This is a genomic window from Burkholderia sp. JP2-270, from assembly GCF_003233675.1.
Lineage (GTDB): Bacteria > Pseudomonadota > Gammaproteobacteria > Burkholderiales > Burkholderiaceae > Burkholderia > Burkholderia pyrrocinia_C.
Map to the genome: position 1 here is coordinate 2,716,284 of NZ_CP029825.1, position 22,727 is coordinate 2,739,010.

At 66.1% G+C, this 22,727-nt stretch carries 19 protein-coding genes; 12 read left to right on the forward strand and 7 right to left on the reverse strand.

Annotation, left to right across the window (positions count from 1 at the left end; genetic code table 11):
- Window position 1: 1 nt before the first annotated feature.
- Entirely contained in the window at window positions 2-1,525 is a 1,524-nt protein-coding gene (locus DM992_RS30435; protein ID WP_111019880.1) for a PLP-dependent aminotransferase family protein, read from the reverse strand.
- Window positions 1,526-1,632: 107 nt separating this feature from the next.
- Here DM992_RS30435 and DM992_RS30440 point away from each other — a divergent pair, with 107 nt between their 5' ends.
- The 5 genes from DM992_RS30440 (at window position 1,633) to DM992_RS30460 (ending at window position 7,882) form a co-directional block, all read left to right on the forward strand.
- Window positions 1,633-2,739 carry an ABC transporter ATP-binding protein gene (locus DM992_RS30440; protein ID WP_111020483.1) on the forward strand — a complete coding sequence of 369 codons (1,107 nt, stop codon included), beginning with the start codon at window positions 1,633-1,635 and terminating at the stop codon, window positions 2,737-2,739.
- Between the two features lie 77 nt (window positions 2,740-2,816).
- The gene (locus tag DM992_RS30445; RefSeq protein ID WP_105392770.1) at window positions 2,817-3,863 is read left to right on the forward strand and encodes an ABC transporter substrate-binding protein; all 1,047 of its coding nucleotides are present in this window, start codon (window positions 2,817-2,819) and stop codon (window positions 3,861-3,863) included.
- A gap of 99 nt (window positions 3,864-3,962) precedes the next feature.
- Window positions 3,963-5,216, forward strand: a complete 1,254-nt coding sequence (locus tag DM992_RS30450; RefSeq protein ID WP_162631786.1) for an ABC transporter permease — start codon at window positions 3,963-3,965, stop codon at window positions 5,214-5,216.
- Between the two features lie 33 nt (window positions 5,217-5,249).
- Entirely contained in the window at window positions 5,250-6,089 is an 840-nt protein-coding gene (locus tag DM992_RS30455) for an ABC transporter permease (RefSeq protein ID WP_111019882.1), read from the forward strand.
- Between the two features lie 374 nt (window positions 6,090-6,463).
- Window positions 6,464-7,882: an MFS transporter gene (locus DM992_RS30460; RefSeq protein WP_204356144.1), complete on the forward strand. Its 1,419-nt coding sequence runs from the start codon at window positions 6,464-6,466 to the stop codon at window positions 7,880-7,882.
- Window positions 7,883-7,967: 85 nt separating this feature from the next.
- Here the strand turns inward: DM992_RS30460 and DM992_RS30465 are convergent, their stop codons facing one another.
- The gene (locus tag DM992_RS30465; protein ID WP_111019883.1) at window positions 7,968-9,707 is read right to left on the reverse strand and encodes a S53 family peptidase; all 1,740 of its coding nucleotides are present in this window, start codon (window positions 9,705-9,707) and stop codon (window positions 7,968-7,970) included.
- A 705-nt stretch (window positions 9,708-10,412) separates the two neighbouring features.
- On the opposite strand from DM992_RS30465, the gene DM992_RS30475 reads away from it, so the two are divergent.
- The 3 genes from DM992_RS30475 to DM992_RS30485 are packed head-to-tail and all read left to right on the forward strand — an operon-like array spanning window position 10,413 to window position 11,601.
- Window positions 10,413-10,736 carry a metalloregulator ArsR/SmtB family transcription factor gene (locus tag DM992_RS30475; protein ID WP_111020485.1) on the forward strand — a complete coding sequence of 108 codons (324 nt, stop codon included), beginning with the start codon at window positions 10,413-10,415 and terminating at the stop codon, window positions 10,734-10,736.
- A complete protein-coding gene (locus tag DM992_RS30480) occupies window positions 10,736-11,167 on the forward strand; it encodes an SRPBCC domain-containing protein (RefSeq protein WP_111019884.1) in 432 nt (143 codons plus the stop codon). The genes DM992_RS30475 and DM992_RS30480 overlap by 1 nt, the downstream gene beginning before the upstream one ends.
- A complete protein-coding gene (locus DM992_RS30485) occupies window positions 11,164-11,601 on the forward strand; it encodes a DUF1801 domain-containing protein (RefSeq protein ID WP_111019885.1) in 438 nt (145 codons plus the stop codon). Before DM992_RS30480 ends, DM992_RS30485 begins: the two co-directional genes overlap by 4 nt.
- A 95-nt stretch (window positions 11,602-11,696) precedes the next feature.
- Here DM992_RS30485 and acnA read toward each other — a convergent pair whose 3' ends face one another.
- The 5 genes from acnA to DM992_RS30510 all read right to left on the reverse strand — a co-directional run bounded on the left by acnA (window position 11,697) and on the right by DM992_RS30510 (window position 18,863).
- Window positions 11,697-14,414: an aconitate hydratase AcnA gene (gene acnA, locus DM992_RS30490; protein WP_111019886.1), complete on the reverse strand. Its 2,718-nt coding sequence runs from the start codon at window positions 14,412-14,414 to the stop codon at window positions 11,697-11,699.
- A 52-nt stretch (window positions 14,415-14,466) separates the two neighbouring features.
- Window positions 14,467-15,918 (reverse strand): bifunctional 2-methylcitrate dehydratase/aconitate hydratase, encoded by a 1,452-nt coding sequence (locus tag DM992_RS30495; protein WP_111019887.1) that lies wholly within the window; start codon window positions 15,916-15,918, stop codon window positions 14,467-14,469.
- Between the two features lie 23 nt (window positions 15,919-15,941).
- Entirely contained in the window at window positions 15,942-16,457 is a 516-nt protein-coding gene (locus tag DM992_RS30500; RefSeq protein ID WP_111019888.1) for a hypothetical protein, read from the reverse strand.
- A 231-nt stretch (window positions 16,458-16,688) separates the two neighbouring features.
- The gene (locus DM992_RS30505) at window positions 16,689-17,696 is read right to left on the reverse strand and encodes an aldolase/citrate lyase family protein (protein ID WP_111019889.1); all 1,008 of its coding nucleotides are present in this window, start codon (window positions 17,694-17,696) and stop codon (window positions 16,689-16,691) included.
- 180 nt (window positions 17,697-17,876) lie between these two features.
- Entirely contained in the window at window positions 17,877-18,863 is a 987-nt protein-coding gene (locus DM992_RS30510; RefSeq protein WP_034180017.1) for a malate dehydrogenase, read from the reverse strand.
- 288 nt (window positions 18,864-19,151) lie between these two features.
- Here DM992_RS30510 and DM992_RS30515 point away from each other — a divergent pair, with 288 nt between their 5' ends.
- From DM992_RS30515 to sdhA, 4 genes are all read left to right on the forward strand, one after another.
- Window positions 19,152-19,976, forward strand: coding sequence for a GntR family transcriptional regulator (locus DM992_RS30515; RefSeq protein ID WP_081938389.1), 825 nt, complete (start codon window positions 19,152-19,154; stop codon window positions 19,974-19,976).
- Window positions 19,977-20,146: 170 nt separating this feature from the next.
- Window positions 20,147-20,563, forward strand: coding sequence for a succinate dehydrogenase, cytochrome b556 subunit (gene sdhC, locus DM992_RS30520; protein ID WP_111019890.1), 417 nt, complete (start codon window positions 20,147-20,149; stop codon window positions 20,561-20,563).
- A gap of 4 nt (window positions 20,564-20,567) precedes the next feature.
- Entirely contained in the window at window positions 20,568-20,936 is a 369-nt protein-coding gene (gene sdhD, locus DM992_RS30525; RefSeq protein WP_034180015.1) for a succinate dehydrogenase, hydrophobic membrane anchor protein, read from the forward strand.
- A gap of 3 nt (window positions 20,937-20,939) precedes the next feature.
- Complete coding sequence (gene sdhA / locus DM992_RS30530) at window positions 20,940-22,715, forward strand: succinate dehydrogenase flavoprotein subunit (RefSeq protein ID WP_111019891.1); 1,776 nt, start codon at window positions 20,940-20,942, stop codon at window positions 22,713-22,715.
- Window positions 22,716-22,727: the final 12 nt, after the last annotated feature.

Consider the following 22,727-nt stretch of genomic DNA (forward strand, 5'->3'; position numbering starts at 1 on the left):
CTCATGCCGCGCGCGTGACGTGCTGCGGCAGATGCTGCTCGATGGTCGCGGCGAGCGTATCGAACGCGGGTTTGATGCCTTCGTGCGGGACGCACGCATAGCCGAGCAGCAGGCCGCGCTGAGCGGTGTCGAGGTTGCTGTAGTAGCTGGTGAGCGGGCGCACGATCACGCCGGCGTCGAACGCGCTCTGCGTGACCGCACGATCGTCACACGCGTCGGGCAGGCCGAGCACCAGGTGCAGGCCGGCCTCGTCGCCCATCACGGGCAGCGCGTCGCCGAAGCGCGCGCGGATCGCGTCGATCATCAGTTGCCGGCGCTCGCCGTACAGCGTGCGCATCCGCCTGACGTGCGAAGTCAGGTGGCCATCCATGATGAATTCGGCGAGCACGGCCTGCTGCATCAGCTGGCCCTCGCGGTACAGCTCCGACAGCCCGGTGCGGAAGGTATCGACCAGATGCTCGGGCACGACCATGTAGCCCATCCGCAGGCCCGGGAACAGCATCTTGCCGAGGCTGCCGACGTAGATCACACGGCCGCCGTCGTCGAGCCCCTGCAGCGACGCGAGCGGGCGGCTGCCGTAGCGGAATTCGCTGTCGTAGTCGTCCTCGATGATCCAGCAGCGGTGCTGGCGCGCGTATTCGAGCAGCATCCGGCGCCGCGCGAGGCTCATCACCATCCCGAGCGGGTACTGATGCGACGGCGTGACGAGCACGAGCCGCGGCGGATGCTGCATGTCGCCGGCGCGCGGGGCGAGCCCTTCCTGGTCGACCGGCACCGGCGCGAGCGTGAGGCCGGCCGCCTGCAATACGCTGCGCACGCCCCAGTAGCACGGCTCCTCGACCCACGCGCGATCGCCGATATCGGACAGCAGCCGTACCGCGAGATCGATCGACTGATGAATGCCGGTCGTGATGATCAGCTGGTCCGGCGAGCATTTGACCGAACGCGCGACGCGCAGGTAATCGGCGAGCGCGCGCCGTAACGGCCGGTAGCCGCCGCCCGGCGCATAGGTCAGCAGCTCGGGGTTCGCCTCCTTCCACAGCCGCGCCTGCAGGCGGCTCCACGTACGGCTCGGAAACTCCGACACGTCCGGCACGCCCGGCATGAACGCGCCCCACTGGCGCCGCGATACACCCGCGTGCTCGATCAGTTGCCGGCCGCGCATCGACAGGCTGCCCTGTGCGTCCGGCGGCGGCAGCGTACCAGCGTCGGACGGCGGCGGTACGGCGCCCGGCGCGCGAATCGCGGCGGCGTCCGGCCGCGTGTCGGCCACATAGGTGCCGCTGCCGGTCGTCGTCAGCACATAGCCTTCGGCCGTCAGCTGGTCATATACGTGCAGCACGGTATTGCGCGCGATCGACAGGTCCGCCGCGAGCGTCCGGGAACTGGGCAGTTTCGTTCCTGGCCCCAATTCTCCGGTCAGGATGGCCTGCTGCATCTGTTGCAGCAACTGCCGGTACATCGGCTCGGACGAGCCGCGGTCGAGACGGGCGGAGAGCCAGTCGGCAAGGATCACGGTATCCAAAGTGGTCCTACTTGGAATATTGAAATGGTTCCCTAGTATAGAACCGTGCGCACCGTATAGTGGATCGCATCTCAAAAACGATTGTCGCGACGCAAGGGGACAGCATGATGAAGTCCGATGATGTGATCGTCAGCTTTCGCGGCGTGCGGAAGACCTATGACGGTGAAACGCTGGTCGTCAAATCGCTCGACCTCGATATCCACCGAGGGGAATTCCTGACGCTGCTCGGGCCGTCGGGCTCGGGCAAGACGACCTGCCTGATGATGCTCGCCGGTTTCGAGTTTCCGACCGGCGGCGAGATCCGCCTGGACGGCGAACTCCTGAACAACGTGCCGCCGCACAAGCGCAACATCGGCATGGTGTTCCAGAACTACGCGCTGTTCCCGCACCTGACGGTCGAGCAGAACGTCGCGTATCCGCTGACCGTGCGCAAGCTGCCGGCTGCCGAGCGCACGGAGCGCGTCGCGCATGCGCTGAAGATGGTGCAGATGGAGCGCTTCGCGAAACGCTATCCGGCGCAGCTGTCGGGCGGCCAGCAGCAGCGTATCGCGCTGGCGCGTGCGCTCGTGTTCGAGCCGAAGCTCGTGCTGATGGACGAGCCGCTCGGCGCGCTCGACAAGCAGCTGCGCGAACACATGCAATACGAACTGAAGGCGCTGCACGAAAAGCTCGGCGTGACCTTCGTGTACGTGACGCACGACCAGGGCGAGGCGCTGACGATGTCCGATCGTGTGGCCGTGTTCGACAAGGGCATCGTGCAGCAGCTCGACACCGTCGACCGCCTGTACGAATCGCCGTGCAACGAATTCGTCGCGAACTTCATCGGCGACAGCAACCGGCTGCGCGGCACCATTGCGCGTGTCGACGGCGAATTCTGCGAATTCCGGCTCGACGACGGCACGCAGCTGGTCGGCCGCCATATCGGCGAAGCCGCCGAGGGCGCGTCGGCCGTCGCGTGCATCCGCCCCGAACGCATGAGCCTCGCCGCGCACGGTGCGAACGGGCACGCGAATGGCGCGGCCGCGAACCGGCTGACCGGCGAGGCGCGCAGCCTCATCTATTTCGGCGATCACGTGCGCATGCGCTGCGCGCTGCCGGGCCAGGACGAATGCTTCGTAAAGGTGCCGCTCGGTACCGGCGCGCTCGATGCGTTCTCGCCCGGCGCGCCTGTCTCGCTTGCATTCGCACCCGAGCACCTGCGCGTGTTCGCATGAACAGGGTTTCCCTGATTTACCGCAGCACGTCGTCAACAACAACTGCCCACTTCCACCACGAGAGGAGAGGAACCATCATGAAACGAGCAAGCTTTACGGCGCGCCGCACCGCGCTGGCACTGGCGCTCGCCGTAGTCGGCGCATCGGCAACGGCCGCCGAACTCACGGTCGTCAACTTCGGCGGCGCGAACGGCGACGCGCAGAAGGTCGCGTTCAACCAGCCGTTCGAGAAGGCAACCGGCAACAAGGTCACCGCCGTCGAATACAACGGCGAGCAGGCGAAGGTGAAGGCGATGGTCGAGGCGAAGCACGTCAACTGGGACGTGGTCGAAGTCGAGTCGGGCGACCTGAACCGCGGTTGCGACGAAGGGCTGTACGAGAAGCTCGACTGGTCGAAGATCGCGAAGAAGTCCGACCTGATTCCGGAATCGCCGCAAACGTGCGGCGTCGGCTTCTTCGTGTGGTCGACGGCGCTGTCGTACAACGCGGACAAGCTGAAGTCGGCACCGACCGGCTGGGCCGATTTCTGGAACGTGAAGAAATTCCCCGGCAAGCGCGGGATGCGCAAGGGCGCGCGCTACAACCTCGAATTTGCGCTGATGGCCGACGGCGTCGCGACGAAGGACGTGTACAAGGTGCTCGGCACGAAGGCCGGCCAGGACCGCGCGTTCAAGAAGCTCGACGAGCTGAAGCCGTACATCCAGTGGTGGGAAGCGGGCGCGCAGCCGCCGCAGTTCCTCGTCGCCGGCGACGTCGTGATGTCGACCGCGTACAACGGCCGCATCGATGCCGCGCAGAAGGAAGGCAAGAACCTGAAGGTCGTGTGGAACGGCAGCATCTACGACCTCGACTACTGGGCGATTCCGAAGGGCTCGCCGAACAAGGCGCTGGCCGAGCAGTACATCGCGTATTCGCTGACGCCGAAGCCGCAGCAGGCGTATGCGCAGCACATTGCGTACGGCCCCGCGAACATCGCCGCGATCAAGTCGCTCGATGCGAAGACGCTCGCGAACCTGCCGAACTCGCCGGCCAACGGCAAGAACGCGGTGCTGGAAGATATCGGCTTCTGGACCGACCACAGCGACGAGCTCGAGCAGCGCTTCGCCGCATGGGCGACGAAGTAACCGTTCAGGCATCCTGATGCAACCCGCCGCGCGGCGCGTCGATAGCGTCGCGCGGCATTCCGCCGGAGCGTGCCCGGCCGGAGAGACCCGTTGAATACGATGACGATCGCGCCTTCCTCGTCGGGCGCCGCACTCAAGCGCGAGCTGAAGGCTGCCGAGGCCCGCAAGCGCACGATGGCGCTGCTGCTGGTCGCGCCGCTCGCGATTTTCCTGCTGCTGATCTTCGTCGTGCCGATCGGCACGCTGCTCACGCGCGCGGTGCAGAACCCCGAGATCGCGACTGCGCTGCCGAACACGGTCGCCGCGCTGTCGAGCTGGGACCGCAAGGCGCCGCCGGCCGACGCCGCGTATGTCGCGCTCGCGGCCGACATGACGAAGGTGGCCGACAGCGAAGCGATGGGCGCGCTCGCGCGGCGCCTGAACACCGAGATTCCCGGCTATCGCTCGCTCGTCGCGAAGACGGCGCGCGCGATGCCGCTGAAGGGCGACAATGAATCGACGCTCACGCCTGCGCAGACGCGCACGAAACTCGTCGAACTCGATTCGCGCTGGGGCGACGCGGCGTACTGGCAAGCCATTGCGAAGAACGGCAGCACGGTTTCGCCGTTCTACCTGCTCGCCGCGCTCGACCACAAACAGGACGGCTTCGGCCATATCGTGCAGGCCGATCCCGATCAGTCGATCTATCTCGCGATCTTCGGCCGCACGTTCGTGATCGGCGTCGCGGTCACGCTGTTCGCGCTGCTGCTCGGCTACCCGCTCGCATACTGGATTTCGACGCTGTCGGAGCGGCGCGCGAACCTCGTGATGATTCTCGTGCTGATTCCGTTCTGGACCTCGGTGCTCGTGCGCGTCGCCGCGTGGATCGTGCTGCTGCAGAGCGAAGGGCTCATCAACACGGCGCTGATCGGCAGCGGGCTGATCTCGCATCCGCTGACGCTGCTGTTCAACCGCGTCGGCGTGTATATCTCGATGACGCACATCCTGCTGCCGTTCATGATCCTGCCGCTGTACAGCGTGATGAAGTCGATTCCGCCGACCTACCAGCGCGCGGCCGTATCGCTCGGCAGCCATCCGTTCGCCGCGTTCTGGCGCGTGTACGTGCCGCAGACCTATCCGGGCGTCGGCGCGGGCGCGCTGCTGGTGTTCATCCTCGCGATCGGCTACTACATCACGCCCGCGCTGCTCGGCGGGCCGAACGACCAGATGGTCAGCTACTACGTCGCGTACTTCACGAACGTGACGATCAACTGGGGCATGGCGTGCGCACTTGGCGGGCTGCTGCTCGCGGCGACGCTCGTGCTGTACGCGATCTACGGCCGCTTCACCCGCTCGAACGTGAGCCTCGGCTAAGCGCGCAACAACGGAACGGAAGGGGATTCGACCATGAAACTGCTCGCCAGGCCGCTGTTCGCGCCGCACATGTCGTTCGTCGAGCGCGCGTGGTACGTCGCATTGCGCGTGCTCGTCGTGCTGACGCTGCTGTACCTGATCCTGCCGGTGCTCGCGATCGTGCCGCTGTCGTTTTCGTCGAGCACGTTCCTCGTCTATCCGATCCCGGGTTTCTCGATGCGCTGGTACGAGAACCTGATCGCGTCGGACGAGTGGCGGATGGCCGCGAAGAACAGCTTCATCGTTGCGCCGTCGGCGACCATCGTCGCGACCGTGCTCGGCACGCTCGCCGCGATCGGTCTCACGAAGGCCGACTTCCGCGGCAAGGCGCTGCTGATGGCCGTGCTGCTGTCGCCGATGATCGTGCCGGTCGTCGTGGTCGGCGTCGGCATGTACCTGTTCTTCGCACCGCTCGGGCTCGCGAATACCTATACGGGGCTGATCGCCGCGCACGCGGCGCTCGGCGTGCCGTTCGTCGTGACGACGGTCGCCGCGACGCTGCAGGGGTTCAACCACAATCTCGTGCGCGCGAGCCTGTCGCTCGGCGCGAATCCGGTGTCGACGTTTTTCCGCGTGACGCTGCCGGTGATCGCGCCGGGCGTGATGTCGGGCGCGCTGTTCGCGTTCGCGACGTCGTTCGATGAAGTGGTCGTCACGCTGTTCCTCGCGGGCGCGGACCAGACGACGCTGCCGCGCCAGATGTTCACGGGCATCCGCGAGAACATCAGCCCGACGATCGCCGCGCTCGCGACGATCCTGATCATCTTCTCGACGAGCCTGCTGCTCGCGCTCGAATGGCTGCGCGGACGCAATGCGCGGCGCGCGGTGACCTGATTCGACCCGGCGCGACGGCGGCGCGCGCACGCCGACCAGCGGCGCATCGGTGCGATTCCGATGCGCGGTGCCGCCGGCAGACGCGGCCGGGCCGGCCGCCAGCGCCGACGCGACGAAGACGGGCACGAGTCCGGAAGGCCGGCCGGCGCTCGCCGGATCGTAGATCGTTGTGCGCTCAACGATGCCGCGCACAACGCACGGCATCGTGCAAGCTTTCGTTTCGCTGACTGACGAGGCGGCCGCCTGCACGTTCGATGCGGCTCTGCAACAATACGGATCGCGGCTGCGCGCGCGCCGGTCTTGCCGTCCGGAACGCATGCCGCCGCGCCGCTCAATCCGCGATGCCGCGCGTCGCCCGTCAGCCGAGCCTCATCTTGTCCGAATTCGCATCTTCCGCCGGCGCCCGGGAGCCGGCCGTCAACTGGCGCGCGATGTCCGCCGTGCTGCTGGCCGTCGCGCTCGCGACGCTCGACACCGCGATCGCGAACACCGCACTGCCCGCGATCGCCGCCGACCTGCATGCGTCGCCGGCCGCGTCCGTATGGATCATCAATGCGTACCAGCTCGCGATGGTCGCGACGCTGCTGCCGTTCGCGTCGCTCGGCGACATTGTCGGCCACAAGCGCGTGTACATCGCCGGGCTCGCCGTGTTCACGCTCGCATCGCTCGGCTGTTCGCTTGCGTCGACGCTGCCGATGCTGACGGCTGCGCGGATCGTGCAGGGCTTCGGCGCGAGCGCGATAATGAGCGTCAACGTCGCGCTGATCCGCGGCCTGTTTCCCGCGCACCGGCTCGGGCGCGGTGTCGGCTTCAACGCGCTCGTCGTCGGCGTATCGTTCGCGGTGGGTCCGACGATCGCGTCGCTGATCCTGTCGGTCGCAGCATGGCCGTGGCTGTTCGCGGTGAACGTGCCGCTCGGCGTGTTCGCGCTTGCAGTGGCGATTCCGTCGCTGCCGCAGACGGCGCGCGGCAAGCATGCGTTCGATCCGGTCGCCGCACTGTTCAACGTGATCACGTTCGCCTCGCTGATCTTCGCGCTCGGCGAATTCGCGCAGCGCGGGCCGCTTTCCGTGGTGTTTGCGGCTGCTGCGGTTGCGCTCGCATTCGGCTGGCTGCTGATCCGCCGCCAGGCCGGGCACCCGGCGCCGATGCTGCCGGTCGACCTGTTTCGCCGGCCCGTGTTCACGCTGTCCGCGCTGACCGCCGTGTGCGCGTTCGCTGCGCAGGGGCTCGCGTTCGTGTCGCTGCCGTTCTATTTCGAAACTGTCCTGCATCGCAACGCGGTCGAGACGGGGTTCCTGATGACGCCGTGGTCGGCGATCGTCGCGCTCGCCGCGCCGATCGCGGGCCGCCTGTCGGATCGTTATCCGCCGGGTCTGCTCGGCGCGATCGGGCTCGCGTTGCTGAGCGCGGGCATGGTGTCGCTCGCCGCGCTGCCGGCGGCGCCGAGCGTATTCGACATCGGCTGGCGGATGATGCTGTGCGGCGCGGGCTTCGGCTTCTTCCAGTCGCCGAACCTCAAGGCGCTGATGTCGAGCGCGCCGCCCGAGCGTAGCGGCGGCGCGAGCGGGATCATCGCGACCGCGCGGCTGATCGGGCAGGCGACCGGTGCTGCGCTCGTCGCGCTGTCGTTCGGGATCGCGGGGCGCCACGGGCCGACGCTGGCGTTGATGCTCGGTGCGGGTTTCGCGGGGGCCGCGAGCGTCGCGAGCGGGTTGCGGCTGTTTGCGCCGTCGCATCGGAACGGTGTGCCGGCCGCGCCAGAGCGTGTGAACGAGCGGGCGACGGAGTAGGGTGACGCGCGAATATCGCGCGACCTGAATGCGACAAAGCCGGCGCGCGGCAAACTGCTGCCGCGCGCCGGCCTTCACGCATCGTTCAGAACCCGCCCGCCTTGATCAGCTGGTTGAGGTTCGCGATGTTCAGGCTGCCGAAGCCGGTCGTCAGATCCCAGCCGGTGCCGGCGGTGTAGCCATACCCCTGATAACCGTTGTTCCCCGACACGACGTCATAGCGCACGAGCGACCGGTTCGACGGAATCGCGCGATACAGGTTGCTGGCCGGGAATCCGAGGCCCGTGCCGTTCGCCGCGAGCAGGCGCGCCCAGAAGCCCGTGAAGATCGGCGCGGCGAGACTCGTGCCGCCGATCTGCTGCAACTGGCCGTAGTTGTAGATATACGCGCCCGTGCTTTGCGCGGCGTCGAACGAGACATCCGGCAACTGGCGGCTGCTGCCCGACTGCCACGACGGCGCGGGCAGGATCGTGCTGACGCCGCCGCCCGTTGCCCACAGCTTGCCGTTGCCGTCGAGTCCTTCGTTCCACACCGTTTCGTTCGAGAATGCGCCCGCCGACGTCGTGTAGAGCGTCGTGCCGCCGATCGCGAGCACGTGCGGCGACGAAGCCGGCCACGACACCGTGTAGTTCGAGCCGTCCGGATAGCCGCGGTTGTTGCACTCGTATACGCCTTCGTCGCCCGACGACACCGAGAACGTCTGGCCTTGCGCCGCGGCCGTCGTGAAGATCTGCTCCTCGGCGTCGAGCGTGCCGTCCGCGTTCGCGTCGGTTTCGCACCAGCCGAGCGACACGTTGATCACTTTCGCGGTGTTGTCCGACACCGCGCGGTTGAATGCCTGCGTGAGCCCCGTGTTGCCGGCGGCGTTGAGGTCCGCCATGTAGAACACGAGCTTGCCGACCTGGCCGCCTGCCGAGCCGACGATCGACTGGCTGTCGAGATCCCATTCGCCCTGGCCGTCCTGGTCGTCGCTGTAGCTGCCGCTCGTGCCGGTGCCGTTGGTCTTGACGGTCTGCGTCGAGACCGTGCCGTAGCCGTTGCTCGACGTGAACTGCTTCAGGTCCTGCAGCGTCTGCGACACGCCGCCGATCGTGATGATGCCGACGGTCACGCCGGCCGCGGTCGGCACGCCGGTCGCGTTGTAGAGGCCCGGGAATTCCTTCGGATAGTGGCCCGTCGCCGTGCCGGCCGCGAGTGCCTGCGGCTTCGCCACGTTGCCGATGCGCAGCATCGGCCGTGCACGCGCGACGTTCTGCAGCCCGAGCACCGAGCCGACGACGTCGCCGAGCGCGCTCGGCACCTGTGCGGTCGACGCATTCGCGAAGCCCGAGCGGCCCGCGTATTCGAAGTGCACGAGCGACGTGTTGAACGCGGTCTTCACCGTGCCGGCCGTGCCGCGCGCGGACACCAGCAGCCGGTTCGGCGCGACCTCGATGTTCACGAAGCCGCTCTTGCGCAGATAGTCGACGACCGACTTCACCTGCGCGTCGGTCGGCGCGTAGCTGGCGAGGAACTGCTCGTGCGTCAGGTACTGGCGGTAATGCACGCTGCCGGGCCGGTTCACGTCGCGTGCCAGTTGCTTGAGCTGCGCGGCATTGCGCAGCTTCAGGCTGACGACGACGTCCGTCGTCTCGCCGGCCGCGAGTTCGAGCGACGGCGCCGCGCTGCGCGCCATCAACTGCGGGCCGGTCAGAAAGGCCTTCGTGTGGGTATCGACCCAGTCCGTCGTCGCGTGCGCCGCGCCGGCGGCGAGTACGAGCGGCCACGCGCACGCAAGGCGGCGGGGCGACGGAAGAGGCAGGGCAAACCAGGCGTTCCTTTTCATCGGGAGTCCTTTTTAGGAGAGACGACGTTGCTGGAGCCCACGGCCCTTGTGGGGCCGCGAGCGGTGACGAGCGTAGGGCGTCGGTGCCGTTCAGGTAGCTGCCAGTTTCCATAGCTGTCAGTTCTGACATCGGCGTGGGGAATCGCGCGTGGCGCACGGTGAACGCGGCGAGCGGCGGGCGCCGGCGAGGGAACCGGTTCGCGACATGTCGGCACGACGATGCGCGGCGTTCGCGCGCACGAGTCGTTCGTCGCAGCGCCGGAACGTGCGCGATGACGTTGCGAACCGGCATGCGCATGCGTGCTTCGCGACCAGGTGTGGACGCAGGCCGAGTCGCACTATGTGGTCAAGCGATGCGATGCGGGCCGAGCCGGTTCGCGCATGCACAAAAACAGGGCCGGCCGATCCCAAACGTTTCCCGAACTGTGAAACAGCGCATGGCCCAGTCTTGCAGGCGGCTTTCGGACGCGAGGCCGCCGTCGTGAATTAGAGCAAACACTCGAGTCCTGACGGGCAAAGCAGGCGTGATCCGGCGGCAAGCGACGCCTTCGGCACGCCCGCTTCCGGCGCGATTGCGCGCGGCGCGAAGCGTGCCGCGTGCCGCGTGCGGCAGCGGCACGCATCGACATCCGCGAAATTCCTTCTTGACTCTTGCCGGTCAGCAGATATTCTTCAATCCATAACCAACGGGTTATGGATTTGGACATGCAGAACGCTCACGACATGCTTTTCAGGACGCTTGCCGATCCGACGCGCCGCGCGCTTTTCGAACGGCTGTGCGAGGAGGGCGAGCTGACGGTTGTCGCGCTGACGGCTCATGCGGGCGTCTCGCAGCCGGCCGTGTCGAAGCATCTCGGCGTACTGAAGCAGGCCGGGCTCGTGAACGACCGTCACGAAGGCCGGCAGACGCACTACAGCGCACAGCCGCAAGCGCTGGCCCCGCTGATCGACTGGACCAGCCAGATGGCAGGCTTCTGGCAGAACCGGTTCGACGCCCTCGAAGATCTGCTCAGAAGGATGGATCAGTAATGAACCAAGCCACCACCGAAACGCGCTCCGTCGTCGTCGAACGGGAACTGCCGCATCCGCCGGAGAAGATCTGGCGCGCGCTCACGCAACCGCACCTGATCGAGGCGTGGTTGATGAAGAGCGACTTCGAGCCCGTCGCGGGCCGCGCCTTCAGCTTCCGCGCGGACTGGGGCTCAGTCGACTGCACGGTCCTGAAGATCGAGCCGCCGCGGGCGCTGTCGTACACGTGGGCCGCGTACGGCCTCGAAAGCGTCGTCACATGGACGCTCACGCCGACACCGGCCGGCACGCACCTGCGCATGGAGCAGGTCGGCTTCCGCGCGGATCAGGAGCAGGCGTACCGCGGCGCGCAGCACGGCTGGGTGCGGTTCTTCGAGTCGCTCGAACAGGTGCTGGCCCGCCCCGACGAAGGCACGGAGGCCCGCGCATGAGTGCAACTGACCTGCAACCGTCGGCGCGCATCGACGCGCTGATCGCCGGAATCGCCGACTGGCGCGGCCAGACCTTCGCGGACCTCCGCCAGACGATCCTCGCGGCCGATGACGGCATCGTCGAGGAATGGAAATGGATGGGCAGCCCCGTGTGGTCGCGCGACGGGATGATCGCGGTCGCGAATGCGCACAAGGGCAAGGTGAAGCTGACGTTCATGCACGGCGCGCATCTGCCCGATCCCGACGGGCTGTTCAATGCGGGCCTCGAAGGCAATGCGCGGCGCGCGATCGATTTCCTGGAAGGCGACCGGATCGACAAGCGGGCGCTGAAGAGCCTGGTGCGCGCGGCGATCGAATACAACCGCACACATCTGAAGAAGAACGCGCGAGGAACGGGCTCGCGCGCGAAGGCGCGCGGCGACAAGGCGGCGTAACGCGCGCAGGCAAAAAAAGCCCGACACGAGGTCGGGCATCCAAATCGGCCGCAACCGCCCGCGAGGCGGCTGCGGCACCTGCAAAAGCAGGGCGCTTACGCTGCGAGCAGCGAGCGCAGCACGAACGGCAGGATACCGCCGTGCTTGTAGTAGTCGACTTCGATCGGCGTATCGATGCGCAGCAGCACCTGCACGCGCTGCGTTTCGCCGTTCTTGCGGTTGATCACGAGCGTGACGTCCTGCTGCGGCTTGAAGTCGTCGCCGAGGCCTTCGATGTCGTACGTCTCGTCGCCGGTGATGCCGAGCGACTGGACGCTGTCCGAGCCCTTGAACTGCAGCGGCAGCACGCCCATGCCGACCAGGTTCGAGCGGTGGATGCGCTCGAAGCTGCGTGCGATCACGGCCTTCACGCCGAGCAGTTGCGTGCCCTTCGCGGCCCAGTCGCGCGACGAGCCCGTGCCGTACTCTTCGCCCGCGAACACGACGGTCGGCGTGTCGGCGGCGATGTACTGCATCGCCGCGTCGTAGATCGACTGCTGTTCGCCGCTCGGCTGGTGGATCGTCAGGCCGCCTTCGACGCGCGTGCCGTCTGCCTTCACCGGGATCATCAGGTTCTTGATCCGGACGTTCGCGAACGTGCCGCGCATCATCACGTCGTGGTTGCCTCGGCGCGAGCCGTAGCTGTTGAAGTCGGCCTTCTGCACGCCGTTTTCCTTCAGCCACTTGCCTGCCGGCGAGTCTTCCTTGATCGAGCCTGCCGGGCTGATGTGGTCGGTCGTGACCGAGTCACCGAAGATGCCCAGTGCGCGCGCGCCCTTGACCGTCGGGATCGAAGCGGCCGGTTCCATCGAGAAGTCGTTGCCGAAGAACGGCGGCTCCGCGATGTACGTCGACTTCGGCCAGTCGTAGACCTGGCCCGATTCGCCTTCGATCTTGCTCCAGAGGTCGCCCTTCTTGGTCAGCTTCGAGTAGTTGTCCTCGAACTTCTTCGGATCGAGCGCGAACTTGAGCAGCGCCTGGATTTCGTCGCTCGTCGGCCAGATGTCGCCGAGGTAGATGTCGCGGCCGCCCTTGCCCTTGCCGACCGGTTCGGTCATCAGGTCGCGCGTGATGTTGCCGGCGATCGCGTACGCGACGACGAGCGGCGGCGACGCGAGGAAGTTCGCGCGGATGTTCGGGTGGATGCGCGCTTCGAAGTTACGGTTGCCCGACAGCACGGCTGCCGCGACGATGTCGTTCTTCGTGATCGCTTCGTTCAGTTCCGGCGTCAGGTCGCCCGCGTTGCCGATACAGGTCGTGCAGCCGTAGGCCGCGACTTCGAAGCCGAGCTTCGAAAGGTAGGGCAGCAGGCCCGTCTTCGTCAGGTATTCGGTGACGATGCGCGATCCCGGCGCGAGCGACGTCTTGATGTGCGGCGCGACGGTCAGGCCGGCTTCGACGGCCTTCTTCGCGAGCAGGCCGGCGGCCAGCAGCACGCTCGGGTTCGACGTGTTCGTGCACGACGTGATCGCGGCGATCAGCACGTCGCCGTTCTTCACGTCGACGCCGTTGCTCGTCGTGTACTGCGTGTTCAGGTCGTCCGCCTTCTTCGCGAAGCCGTTCTCCGCGACCGGCTTCGAGAACAGGTCGGTGAACGTCGACTTGACGTTGCCGATCTCGATGCGGTCCTGCGGGCGCTTCGGGCCGGCCAGCGACGGTGCGACCGTCGCGAGGTCCAGCGTGACCGTCTTCGTGTAGTCGATGTCGCCGGCCTTCGGGATGCCGAACAGCTTCTGCGCCTTGAAGTAGTTTTCGAACGCGGCGATTTCCGCCTTCGTGCGGCCCGTGCCTTCGAAGTAGTCGATCGTCTTTTCGTCGACCGGGAAGAAGCCCATCGTCGCGCCGTATTCCGGCGCCATGTTGCCGATCGTTGCGCGGTCCGGCAGCGACAGCGACTTCGTGCCTTCGCCGAAGAATTCGACGAACTTGCCGACGACCTTTTCCTTGCGCAGCATTTCGGTGATCGTCAGCACGAGGTCGGTGGCCGTCACGCCTTCGCGCAGCTTGCCCTTCAGCTCGACGCCGACGACGTCCGGCGTCAGGAAGTACACCGGCTGGCCGAGCATGCCGGCTTCGGCTTCGATGCCGCCCACGCCCCAGCCGACCACGCCGATGCCGTTGATCATCGTCGTGTGGCTGTCCGTGCCGACGAGGGTATCCGGGTAGTACACGGTGTCGCCGCCGTCCGCCTTCTTGTGGACGCCGCGCGCGAGGTATTCGAGGTTCACCTGGTGGACGATGCCGACGCCCGGCGGCACGACCTTGAACGTGTCGAAGGCCTGCATGCCCCACTTCATGAACTGGTAGCGCTCGTTGTTGCGCTGGAATTCCAGTTTCATGTTCAGGTCGAGCGCGTCCTTCTGGCGGAAGTAGTCGATCTGGACCGAGTGGTCGACGACGAGATCGACCGGGACCAGCGGCTCGATCTTCTTCGGGTTCTTGCCCGTGCGCTCGGCGACGCCGCGCATGGCCGCGATGTCGGCGAGCAGCGGCACGCCCGTGAAGTCCTGCAGCACGACGCGCGACACCACGAACGGAATCTCGTCGACGCGCTTCGCGGTCGGCTTCCAGTTCGCGAGCTGCTCGATGTGCTCTTCGGTGATTTTCTTGCCGTCGTAGTTGCGCAGCACGGACTCGAGCACGATACGGATCGACACCGGCAGGCGCTCGATCTTCGTCTTCAGCTCCTTGCCGAGTTGCGGCAGCGAGTAGAACTTGCCTTTGCCGGAACCGCTGTCGAATTCCTTGAGGGTCTTGTGGAGATTGTGGGCCATGGTGATTTTCCTGGGTTTAAGGCTAGGAAACAACGTGTCCTGTATCTGACGGCTATATCACATACAAGTCGACGTACTCATCGACCGGCATCGCTTCGAGCTTTGCCTGGTCCAGCGACACGTCGAGAATCGCTTGTTGCTGCTTTGCCGGGAAGCGGCGCGCGAGGTTGGTCCTGAACTTCTCGACCAGCAGCGGGATGCCGTCCGCGCGGCGTCGCTTGTGGCCGAGCGGGTATTCGACCGCCACTTCGGCAAGTTTCGATCCGTCCGTGAACTCGATCGTCAGCGCATTCGCGATCGATCGCTTGTCCGGATCGTGGTAATCCTCCGTGAACTGCGGATCCTCGACGCACACGGTTTTCGCGCGCAGCGCGTCGATGCGGGCGTCCGCTGCGGCCGCATCCTCGTAGTCGGCCGCGGTCAGCCGGCCGAACAGCAGCGGCACGGCGACCATGTACTGGATGCAGTGGTCGCGGTCGGCCGGATTGGCAAGCGGGCCCTGCTTGTCGATGATGCGGATCGCGGCCGCATGCGTGCGGATCGTGATCCGGCTGATGTCGTCGGTCGATTTCCCCGCCGCGGCGAGCTGCGCGTGCAGCTGCAGCGCGGCCTCGGCGGCCGTCTGCGCGTGGAATTCAGCTGGGAACGCGATCTTGAACAGCACGTTTTCCATCACGTACGTGCCGTACGGGCGCTGGAAGCGGAACGGCTGCCCGTCGAACAGCACGTCGTAGAAACCCCAGGTCTTCGCGGTGAGCGCCGACGGGTAGCCCATTTCGCCGGTTTTCGCGATCAGCGCGAGGCGCACCGCGCGGGACGTGGCATCGCCGGCCGCCCACGACTTGCGCGAACCCGTGTTCGGTGCGTGGCGGTAGGTACGCAGCGCGTGGCCGTCGACGAACGCGTTGGAGACCGCATTGATCAACTCGTCGCGCGTGAGCCCGAGCAGCCGGCCGACGACGGCCGTCGACGCAACCTTCACGAGCAGCACGTGGTCGAGCCCGACCGCATTGAATGAATTCTCGAGTGCGAGGCAGCCCTGGATCTCGTGGGCCTGGATCATCGCGACCAGCACGTCGCGCATGAGCAGCGGTTTCCGGCCGGCCGCGACGGCCGTGCGGGAGAGCCAGTCGGCCGTCGCCAGGATCCCGCCGAGATTGTCGGACGGATGACCCCATTCGGCGGCGAGCCAGGTGTCGTTGAAGTCCAGCCAGCGGATCATCGCGCCGATGTCGAACGCGGCCTGGACGGGATCGAGCTGGAAGGACGTGCCGGGCACCTTCGCGCCGTTCGGCACGATCGTGCCGGGCACGACGGGGCCGAGCAGCTTGGTGCAGGCAGGGTAGGACAGCGCCTCGAGTCCGCATCCGAGCGTGTCGATCAGGCAATGACGCGCCGTCTCCAGCGCGAGCGCGCTGTCGATGCCGGTGTTCAGCACGTAGTCGACGATATCGACGAGTACCGTATCCGGAGCAGGGCGGACGTTGGAGACCGGGGCGGACATCGAGGGGCCGGGGAGGAACGCGCTTAGTTCGTTGCCGGCTTCAGCTCGTTCGACTGCGTCGGTGCCGGCGTGCCTTGCGCCATTTCCGGCGTTACGCACTCGTCCGCGAGGCGCTCGCCGCCGTTCGCGTCGGAGAACAGCATCGCCTTGGACGGGATCACGACCAGCTTGAAGCCCGCTGCCGGATCGTAGAACGTGTCGGCGCCCGTCGTCGTGGCCTGACGCGGCAGCTTGTAGTTCTTCTTCGCCCAGTGAACCGTGACGACCTGGTCGCGCTTCATGTCGCCGGCGAGGTCGAACGACAGGCCTTCCTTACAGGTCCACTTGACCGCGCCGTCCGGTACCGGATCGACCTTGGCAGCGGCACGCGCCTGGGCCTTCTTGCTGCGCGGGATGATGCGCTTGGCCGGCGCCGGGCGCTTGGCCGTGGCCTTCTTCGCGGTCGTGGTGGCCGTACCCTGGGCAAACGCGCTCGGAGCCGAGACCAGCATCGTGGCGGACAAGGCGCCGATGGCGGTAGCGATCAGGAGTTTCTTCATGGAGTCAGAACCTTTCGATAATCAGTTGACAAGGGCCGGCAATCGAAGCTGCCGGCCGGTTTGAAACTGCACGCGCCCCGAAAGCGCGCAGCGGCCGCTATTTTCACCTATTTGGCCGCGCATATTTCAGGTTTTCGGGCTCCGTTACGTTTTTTGTCGTTTCGCAAACCTCTGTCCGGTTCGCGCCTCTGCGAATGCATGAAATTCGTGTATCGGCGCGACGGGGCGCTCTCATCGCGCGTCGCCCGCGGCGGCCGGGCCGAACAGCGGCGCGGCCTCGGCCGGTACGGGCTGGCCGGTGGCCCGCGCGCGGCGCAGCACCGACCAGTAATAGCGATAGCTCGCGCGATCGTGCAGCGTATCACCGTGGCGCGTCGGACCCCAGTCGGCGGCCTGCGCGGCGAGCAGGATCTCGGCGGCCAGCACGACCTCGTCCGTGCGCGGCGCGAATGCGTCGACGATCGGGCGGATCTGCGCGGGGTGGATGCTCCACATCCGCGTGAACGCGAATTCGTCGCGCGCGCGGTGTGCATCGGCAGCGACGACGCTCATGTCGCGCACCTCGGTCGTTACGTTGTGCGACGGCGTCTTGCCGTGCGCGTGGCAGGCCGCAGCGATTTCCAGCTTCGCGCGGCGCACGAGCGGGTGTTCGAATTGGCCGGGCGAGCGCATCGCGGCATCGGGAATCGCGCCGTGGTGCGCGGACACGAAATCCATCAGCCCGAAGCTCAGCGTGCCGACCATCGGCAGCGCGGCGAGGGCGGCTGCCTGTGCGAGCGCGCCGTGCGTCTCGACCAGCACGTCGACCGGGATCGGCTGAGCGATGCCGAGCTCGCGGCGCGCGCCTTCGATGAACGCGGCCATTTCGGCCGCGTCGGCGGCGTTCGCGATCTTCGGGAGCGTGATGTAGGCGGGTGCGCGGGCGGCGCGCAGCACGATGCGGACATCGTCGCGCCAGTGCGGGTGGGAAAAGTCGTGGATCCGGACGCCGACGCGCCCGAAGCGGTTCTCGGCGCTGCCGAGCAGCTCGGCGACGAGTGCCGCGTGCGCGGCTTCCTGGCCGACGGCCGCGCCGTCCTCGCAGTCGAGCGTGATGTCGAATACGGGGCCCGTTTCGGCCTGCAGCGCGAGCGACTTGCGCATCAGCTTCTCGCTGCCCGCGTAGTGATCGCAGCATGGCAGGATCGCGGGCGGGGACGCCCCGTCGTACAGCACTTGTGCAGGAGTGAGCGCGGCCATCTCTTCGACGTCAGGGAAGCGGGTCAACGTGCAGAAAATCGGATTCGGGCGCGTTCTGGGCCGATGCGCAGGGCGCACGAGGCGGCAAAACGTGCCCGGATCGGATCGGGCGGCAGGGCCGGCGGCTTGCCGGCCCTGCGATGACGGGCTGCCCGGAGGCGGCCCGTCGCGGTGCCGAATTTAGTTCTTCAGCAGGTGGGCGACGCCATCGCGCTCTTCGAGCAGCTCGGCCAGCGTGCCGTCCATCTTCTCGCGCGAGAACGCGTCGATTTCCAGGCCTTCGACACGCTTGTACTCGCCGTTTTCGCAAACGACCGGCACGCCGTAGATGATGTCTTCGGGGATGCCGTACGAGCCGTCCGACGGGATGCCCATCGTGACCCACTTGCCGTTCGTGCCGAGCACCCAGTCACGGACGTGGTCGATCGCCGCGTTGGCTGCCGATGCGGCCGACGACAGGCCGCGCGCTTCGATGATCGCCGCGCCGCGCTTGCCGACGGTCGGGATGAACGTGTCGCGGTTCCACACGTCGTCGTTGATCAGCTTCAGCATCGATTCGCCTTCGGCGGTCGCGAAGCGGAAGTCCGGGTACATCGTCGGCGAGTGGTTGCCCCACACGGCGAGCTTCTCGATCGATGCGACCGGCTTGCCCGACTTGGCGGCGAGCTGCGACAGTGCGCGGTTGTGGTCGAGGCGCAGCATGGCCGTGAAGTTCTTTTTCGGCAGGTCCGGTGCCGACTTCATCGCGATGTACGCGTTCGTGTTCGCCGGGTTGCCGACGACCAGCACCTTCACGTCGCGGCTCGCGACTTCGTTCAGCGCAGCGCCCTGAACCGTGAAGATCTCGGCGTTCGCCGACAGCAGATCCTTGCGCTCCATGCCCTTCGAGCGCGGACGCGCACCGACCAGCAGCGCGACGTCGGCGTCCTTGAATGCAACCTTCGGATCGTCGGTGATCACGACGCCCGCGAGCAGCGGGAACGCGCAATCGTCGAGTTCCATCACGACGCCTTTGACGGCGGCTTGGGCTTGCGGGAGGTCGAGCAGTTGCAGGATGACCGGCTGGTCCTTGCCGAGCAGGTCGCCGTTCGCGATGCGGAACAGCAGGGAGTAAGCGATTTGACCTGCGGCGCCGGTGACGGCAACGCGCTTTGCGGGCTTAGCCATTGAAAATCTCCAGGACGGGTGAAGCGTTGGACGCTAGCGAAAACGCCATTCTATGCGCGTTGTGCGTAACGTTGCATTGAAGCAGGGCGGAGGACTCGCGATGGCAGACGCGGTGAACCTGGAGACGGCCGTGGCACGTAGCCTGGGACGCGCTTTTGCACCCGCGAACCCTTGCTCGACCGGGAGTGTAGGAGCCGTCACGCGCAAAGTCAAACGGTATCATATGTCTTATATAAGACAGATGTTTTGCCGAAATTGAGTGGACGAAAAAGTGCGGTTTGTGATGAAATGCGCGCCATGACATCGAACCAGGCGAATACCGCGAATCAGACCGGCGCAGGCGGCCCAGGGCAGCCGGGCGCGAGCGATTCCGCGCCTTCGCCCGCGGCGTCTGCGTCGCCGACGTTCAGCCCGTTATACCAGCAGATCAAGTCATTGATCACGCAAAGTCTCGAAACCGGCGAATGGAAGCCGGGCGAGATCATTCCGAGCGAAGTGGAGCTTGCGGCCCGTTACAAGGTTAGCCAGGGCACCGTTCGCAAGGCGATCGACGAACTGGCCGCCGAAAACCTCGTGGTCCGACGGCAGGGCAAGGGTACTTTTGTTGCAACGCACAACGAGGATCGCGCGCAATTCCGCTTCCTGCGTCTGCTTGCCGACGACGGTGCCGAGCACCCGCACGTGAGCCGCCTGCTCGAATGCCGGCGCCTGCGTGCGCCGGCCGAGATCGCGCGGCAGCTCGACCTGAAGCCGGCCGATCCCGTCGTGCAGGTGCGCCGCCTGCTGGAGTTCGACAGCGAGGTGACGGTGCTCGACGAGATCTGGCTGCCGGGCGCGATGTTTCGCGGGCTCACGTTCGAGCGGCTGAGCGAGTACAAGGGGCCGCTCTACGCGATGTTCGAGACGGAGTTCGGCACGCGGATGATCCGCGCGACGGAGAAGATTCGCGCGGTCGCGGCGGATCCGGCGGTGGCCGACCTGCTGCACGTGCCCGCGGGTTTTCCGTTGCTGTCGGTCGAGCGCGTGTCCTATACATACGGGGATCGGCCGGTGGAAGTGCGGCGCGGCTGGTATGTCACAACCGGGTACTACTATCAGAATGACTTGAGTTGACGACGGTTCGGCTCAGGCCGAGTGCATTCGCGTTTCCCACGCTCGCGAAGCACGTTTCGGGCCGCCTTTGTTCTCGTTCGCGCAACTATCCAGAGCAGACTTTCGCTGCAGCGCGATATAAAAAGGCGCTAAAATCGCGGATTAGTGTGACAACATAGTAGGGGTCTAGCATGACTGACGCAGTAAGAAAACCGAGACCGGAATACCGGAACATCGGCTTCGGCGATATCACGATGAAATATCGCATGCCGCTGGCAGCGACTTTGTCGATCCTCCATCGAGTCAGCGGCGCGCTGCTGTTCTTGTTCCTGCCGTTCCTGTTGTTCCTCTTCGACCAGAGCCTGACGTCCGAGCTCAGCTTCGAAGTCTTCAAGGCCTTCCTCTCCAACATCGTCGTCAAGCTGATCGTCCTCGCGTTGTCCTGGGCTTTCTTCCACCATTTCTGCGCCGGCATTCGCCACCTGCTGATGGACGTCAACCACGACGCCGTCACGAAGGAAGGCGGCAAGCGGACGGCAGTCGTCGTCTTTGTCGTCTCGATCGCGCTGACGATCGCCATGGCACTCAAACTGTTCGGAGCATTCTAAGAAAATGGCAGCCAATAACCGAATCGGCTCGAAGCGCCTCGTCGTCGGCGCGCACTACGGCCTGCGCGACTGGCTTGCGCAGCGTATCACCGCCACGATCATGGCGGTCTACACGGTCATCCTGCTCGTCCTGTTCTTCGGCGCGCACGACTTCTCGTACGAAGGCTGGGCGTCGATCTTCTCCGCGCAATGGATGAAGCTCGCGACCTTCGTGATGCTGCTTTCCCTCTTCTACCACGCATGGGTCGGCGTGCGCGACATCTGGATGGACTACGTGAAGCCCGTTGGTGTGCGCCTGCTGCTGCAATCGCTGACCATCGTCTGGCTGCTCGCATGTGCGGGCTACGCCGCGCAGATTCTCTGGAGAGTGTAAAGAATGGCTGCAATCAAAACTTCCCTCCCGCGTCGCAAGTTCGACGTAGTGATCGTCGGCGCGGGCGGCTCCGGCTTGCGCGCGGCGCTGCAACTGTCGCGCGCGGGCCTGTCGGTCGGCGTGCTGTCGAAGGTGTTCCCGACGCGTTCGCACACGGTGGCCGCGCAGGGCGGCATCGGTGCGTCGCTCGGCAACATGAGCGAAGACAACTGGCACTTCCACTTCTACGACACGATCAAGGGCTCCGACTGGCTCGGCGACCAGGACGCGATCGAATTCATGTGCCGTGAAGCGCCGAACGTCGTGTACGAACTCGAGCACTTCGGCATGCCGTTCGACCGCAACGCGGACGGCACGATCTACCAGCGCCCGTTCGGCGGCCACACCGCGAACTACGGCGAGAAGCCGGTCCAGCGCGCATGTGCGGCCGCCGACCGTACCGGTCACGCGCTGCTGCACACGCTGTACCAGCAGAACGTCGAGGCGAAGACGCAGTTCTTCGTCGAATGGATGGCGCTCGACCTGATCCGCGACGCGGACGGCGACGTGCTCGGCGTGACGGCCCTCGAGATGGAGACGGGCGACGTCTACATCATGGAAGGCAAGACGACGCTGTTCGCGACGGGCGGCGCAGGCCGGATCTTCGCGGCATCGACCAACGCGTTCATCAACACCGGCGACGGCCTCGGCATGGCTGCGCGTTCGGGCATTGCGCTGCAGGACATGGAGTTCTGGCAGTTCCACCCGACCGGCGTGGCCGGCGCGGGCGTGCTGATCACCGAAGGCGTGCGCGGCGAAGGCGGCATCCTGCGCAACGCGAACGGCGAGCGCTTCATGGAGCGCTATGCGCCGACGCTGAAGGATCTGGCGCCGCGTGACTTCGTGTCGCGCTCGATGGACCAGGAAATCAAGGAAGGCCGCGGCGTCGGTCCGAACAAGGATCACGTGCTGCTCGACCTGTCGCACATCGGCGCCGAGACGATCATGAAGCGTCTGCCGTCGATCCGCGAAATCGCGCTGAAGTTCGCGAACGTCGATGCGATCAAGGAACCGATCCCGGTCGTCCCGACGATCCACTACCAGATGGGCGGCATCCCGACCAACATCCACGGTCAGGTCGTCGGCACGTCGCGCGATCACAAGGAACCGGTCAACGGCTTCTACGCAGTGGGCGAGTGCTCGTGCGTGTCCGTGCACGGCGCGAACCGCCTCGGCACGAACTCGCTGCTGGACCTCGTGGTGTTCGGCCGTGCGGCCGGCAACCACATCGTCGAGCACGTGAAGAGCCAGAAGGAACACAAGCCGCTGCCGGCCGATGCGGGCGAATTCTCGCTGGCGCGCCTGAACAAGCTCGACAAGTCGACGTCGGGCGAATACACGCAGGACGTCGCGAACGACATCCGCGCGACGATGCAGAAGCACGCAGGCGTGTTCCGCACGTCGGCGCTGCTGAAGGAAGGCGTCGAGCAGATGGGCGGCCTGGCGGCGCGCGTGGAAAACATCCACCTGAAGGACAAGTCGAAGGTGTTCAACACCGCGCGCGTCGAAGCGCTCGAGCTGGAGAACCTGATCGAAGTCGCCCGCGCGACGATGGTGTCGGCGGAAGCGCGCAAGGAAAGCCGTGGCGCGCACGCCCACAGCGACTACGAACACCGCGACGACGAGAACTGGCTGCGCCACACGCTGTGGTACAGCGAAGGCGATCGCCTCGACTACAAGCCGGTTCAAATGAAGCCGCTGACGGTCGAATCCGTGCCGCCGAAGCCGCGCACGTTCTAAGCCGAGTCAAAG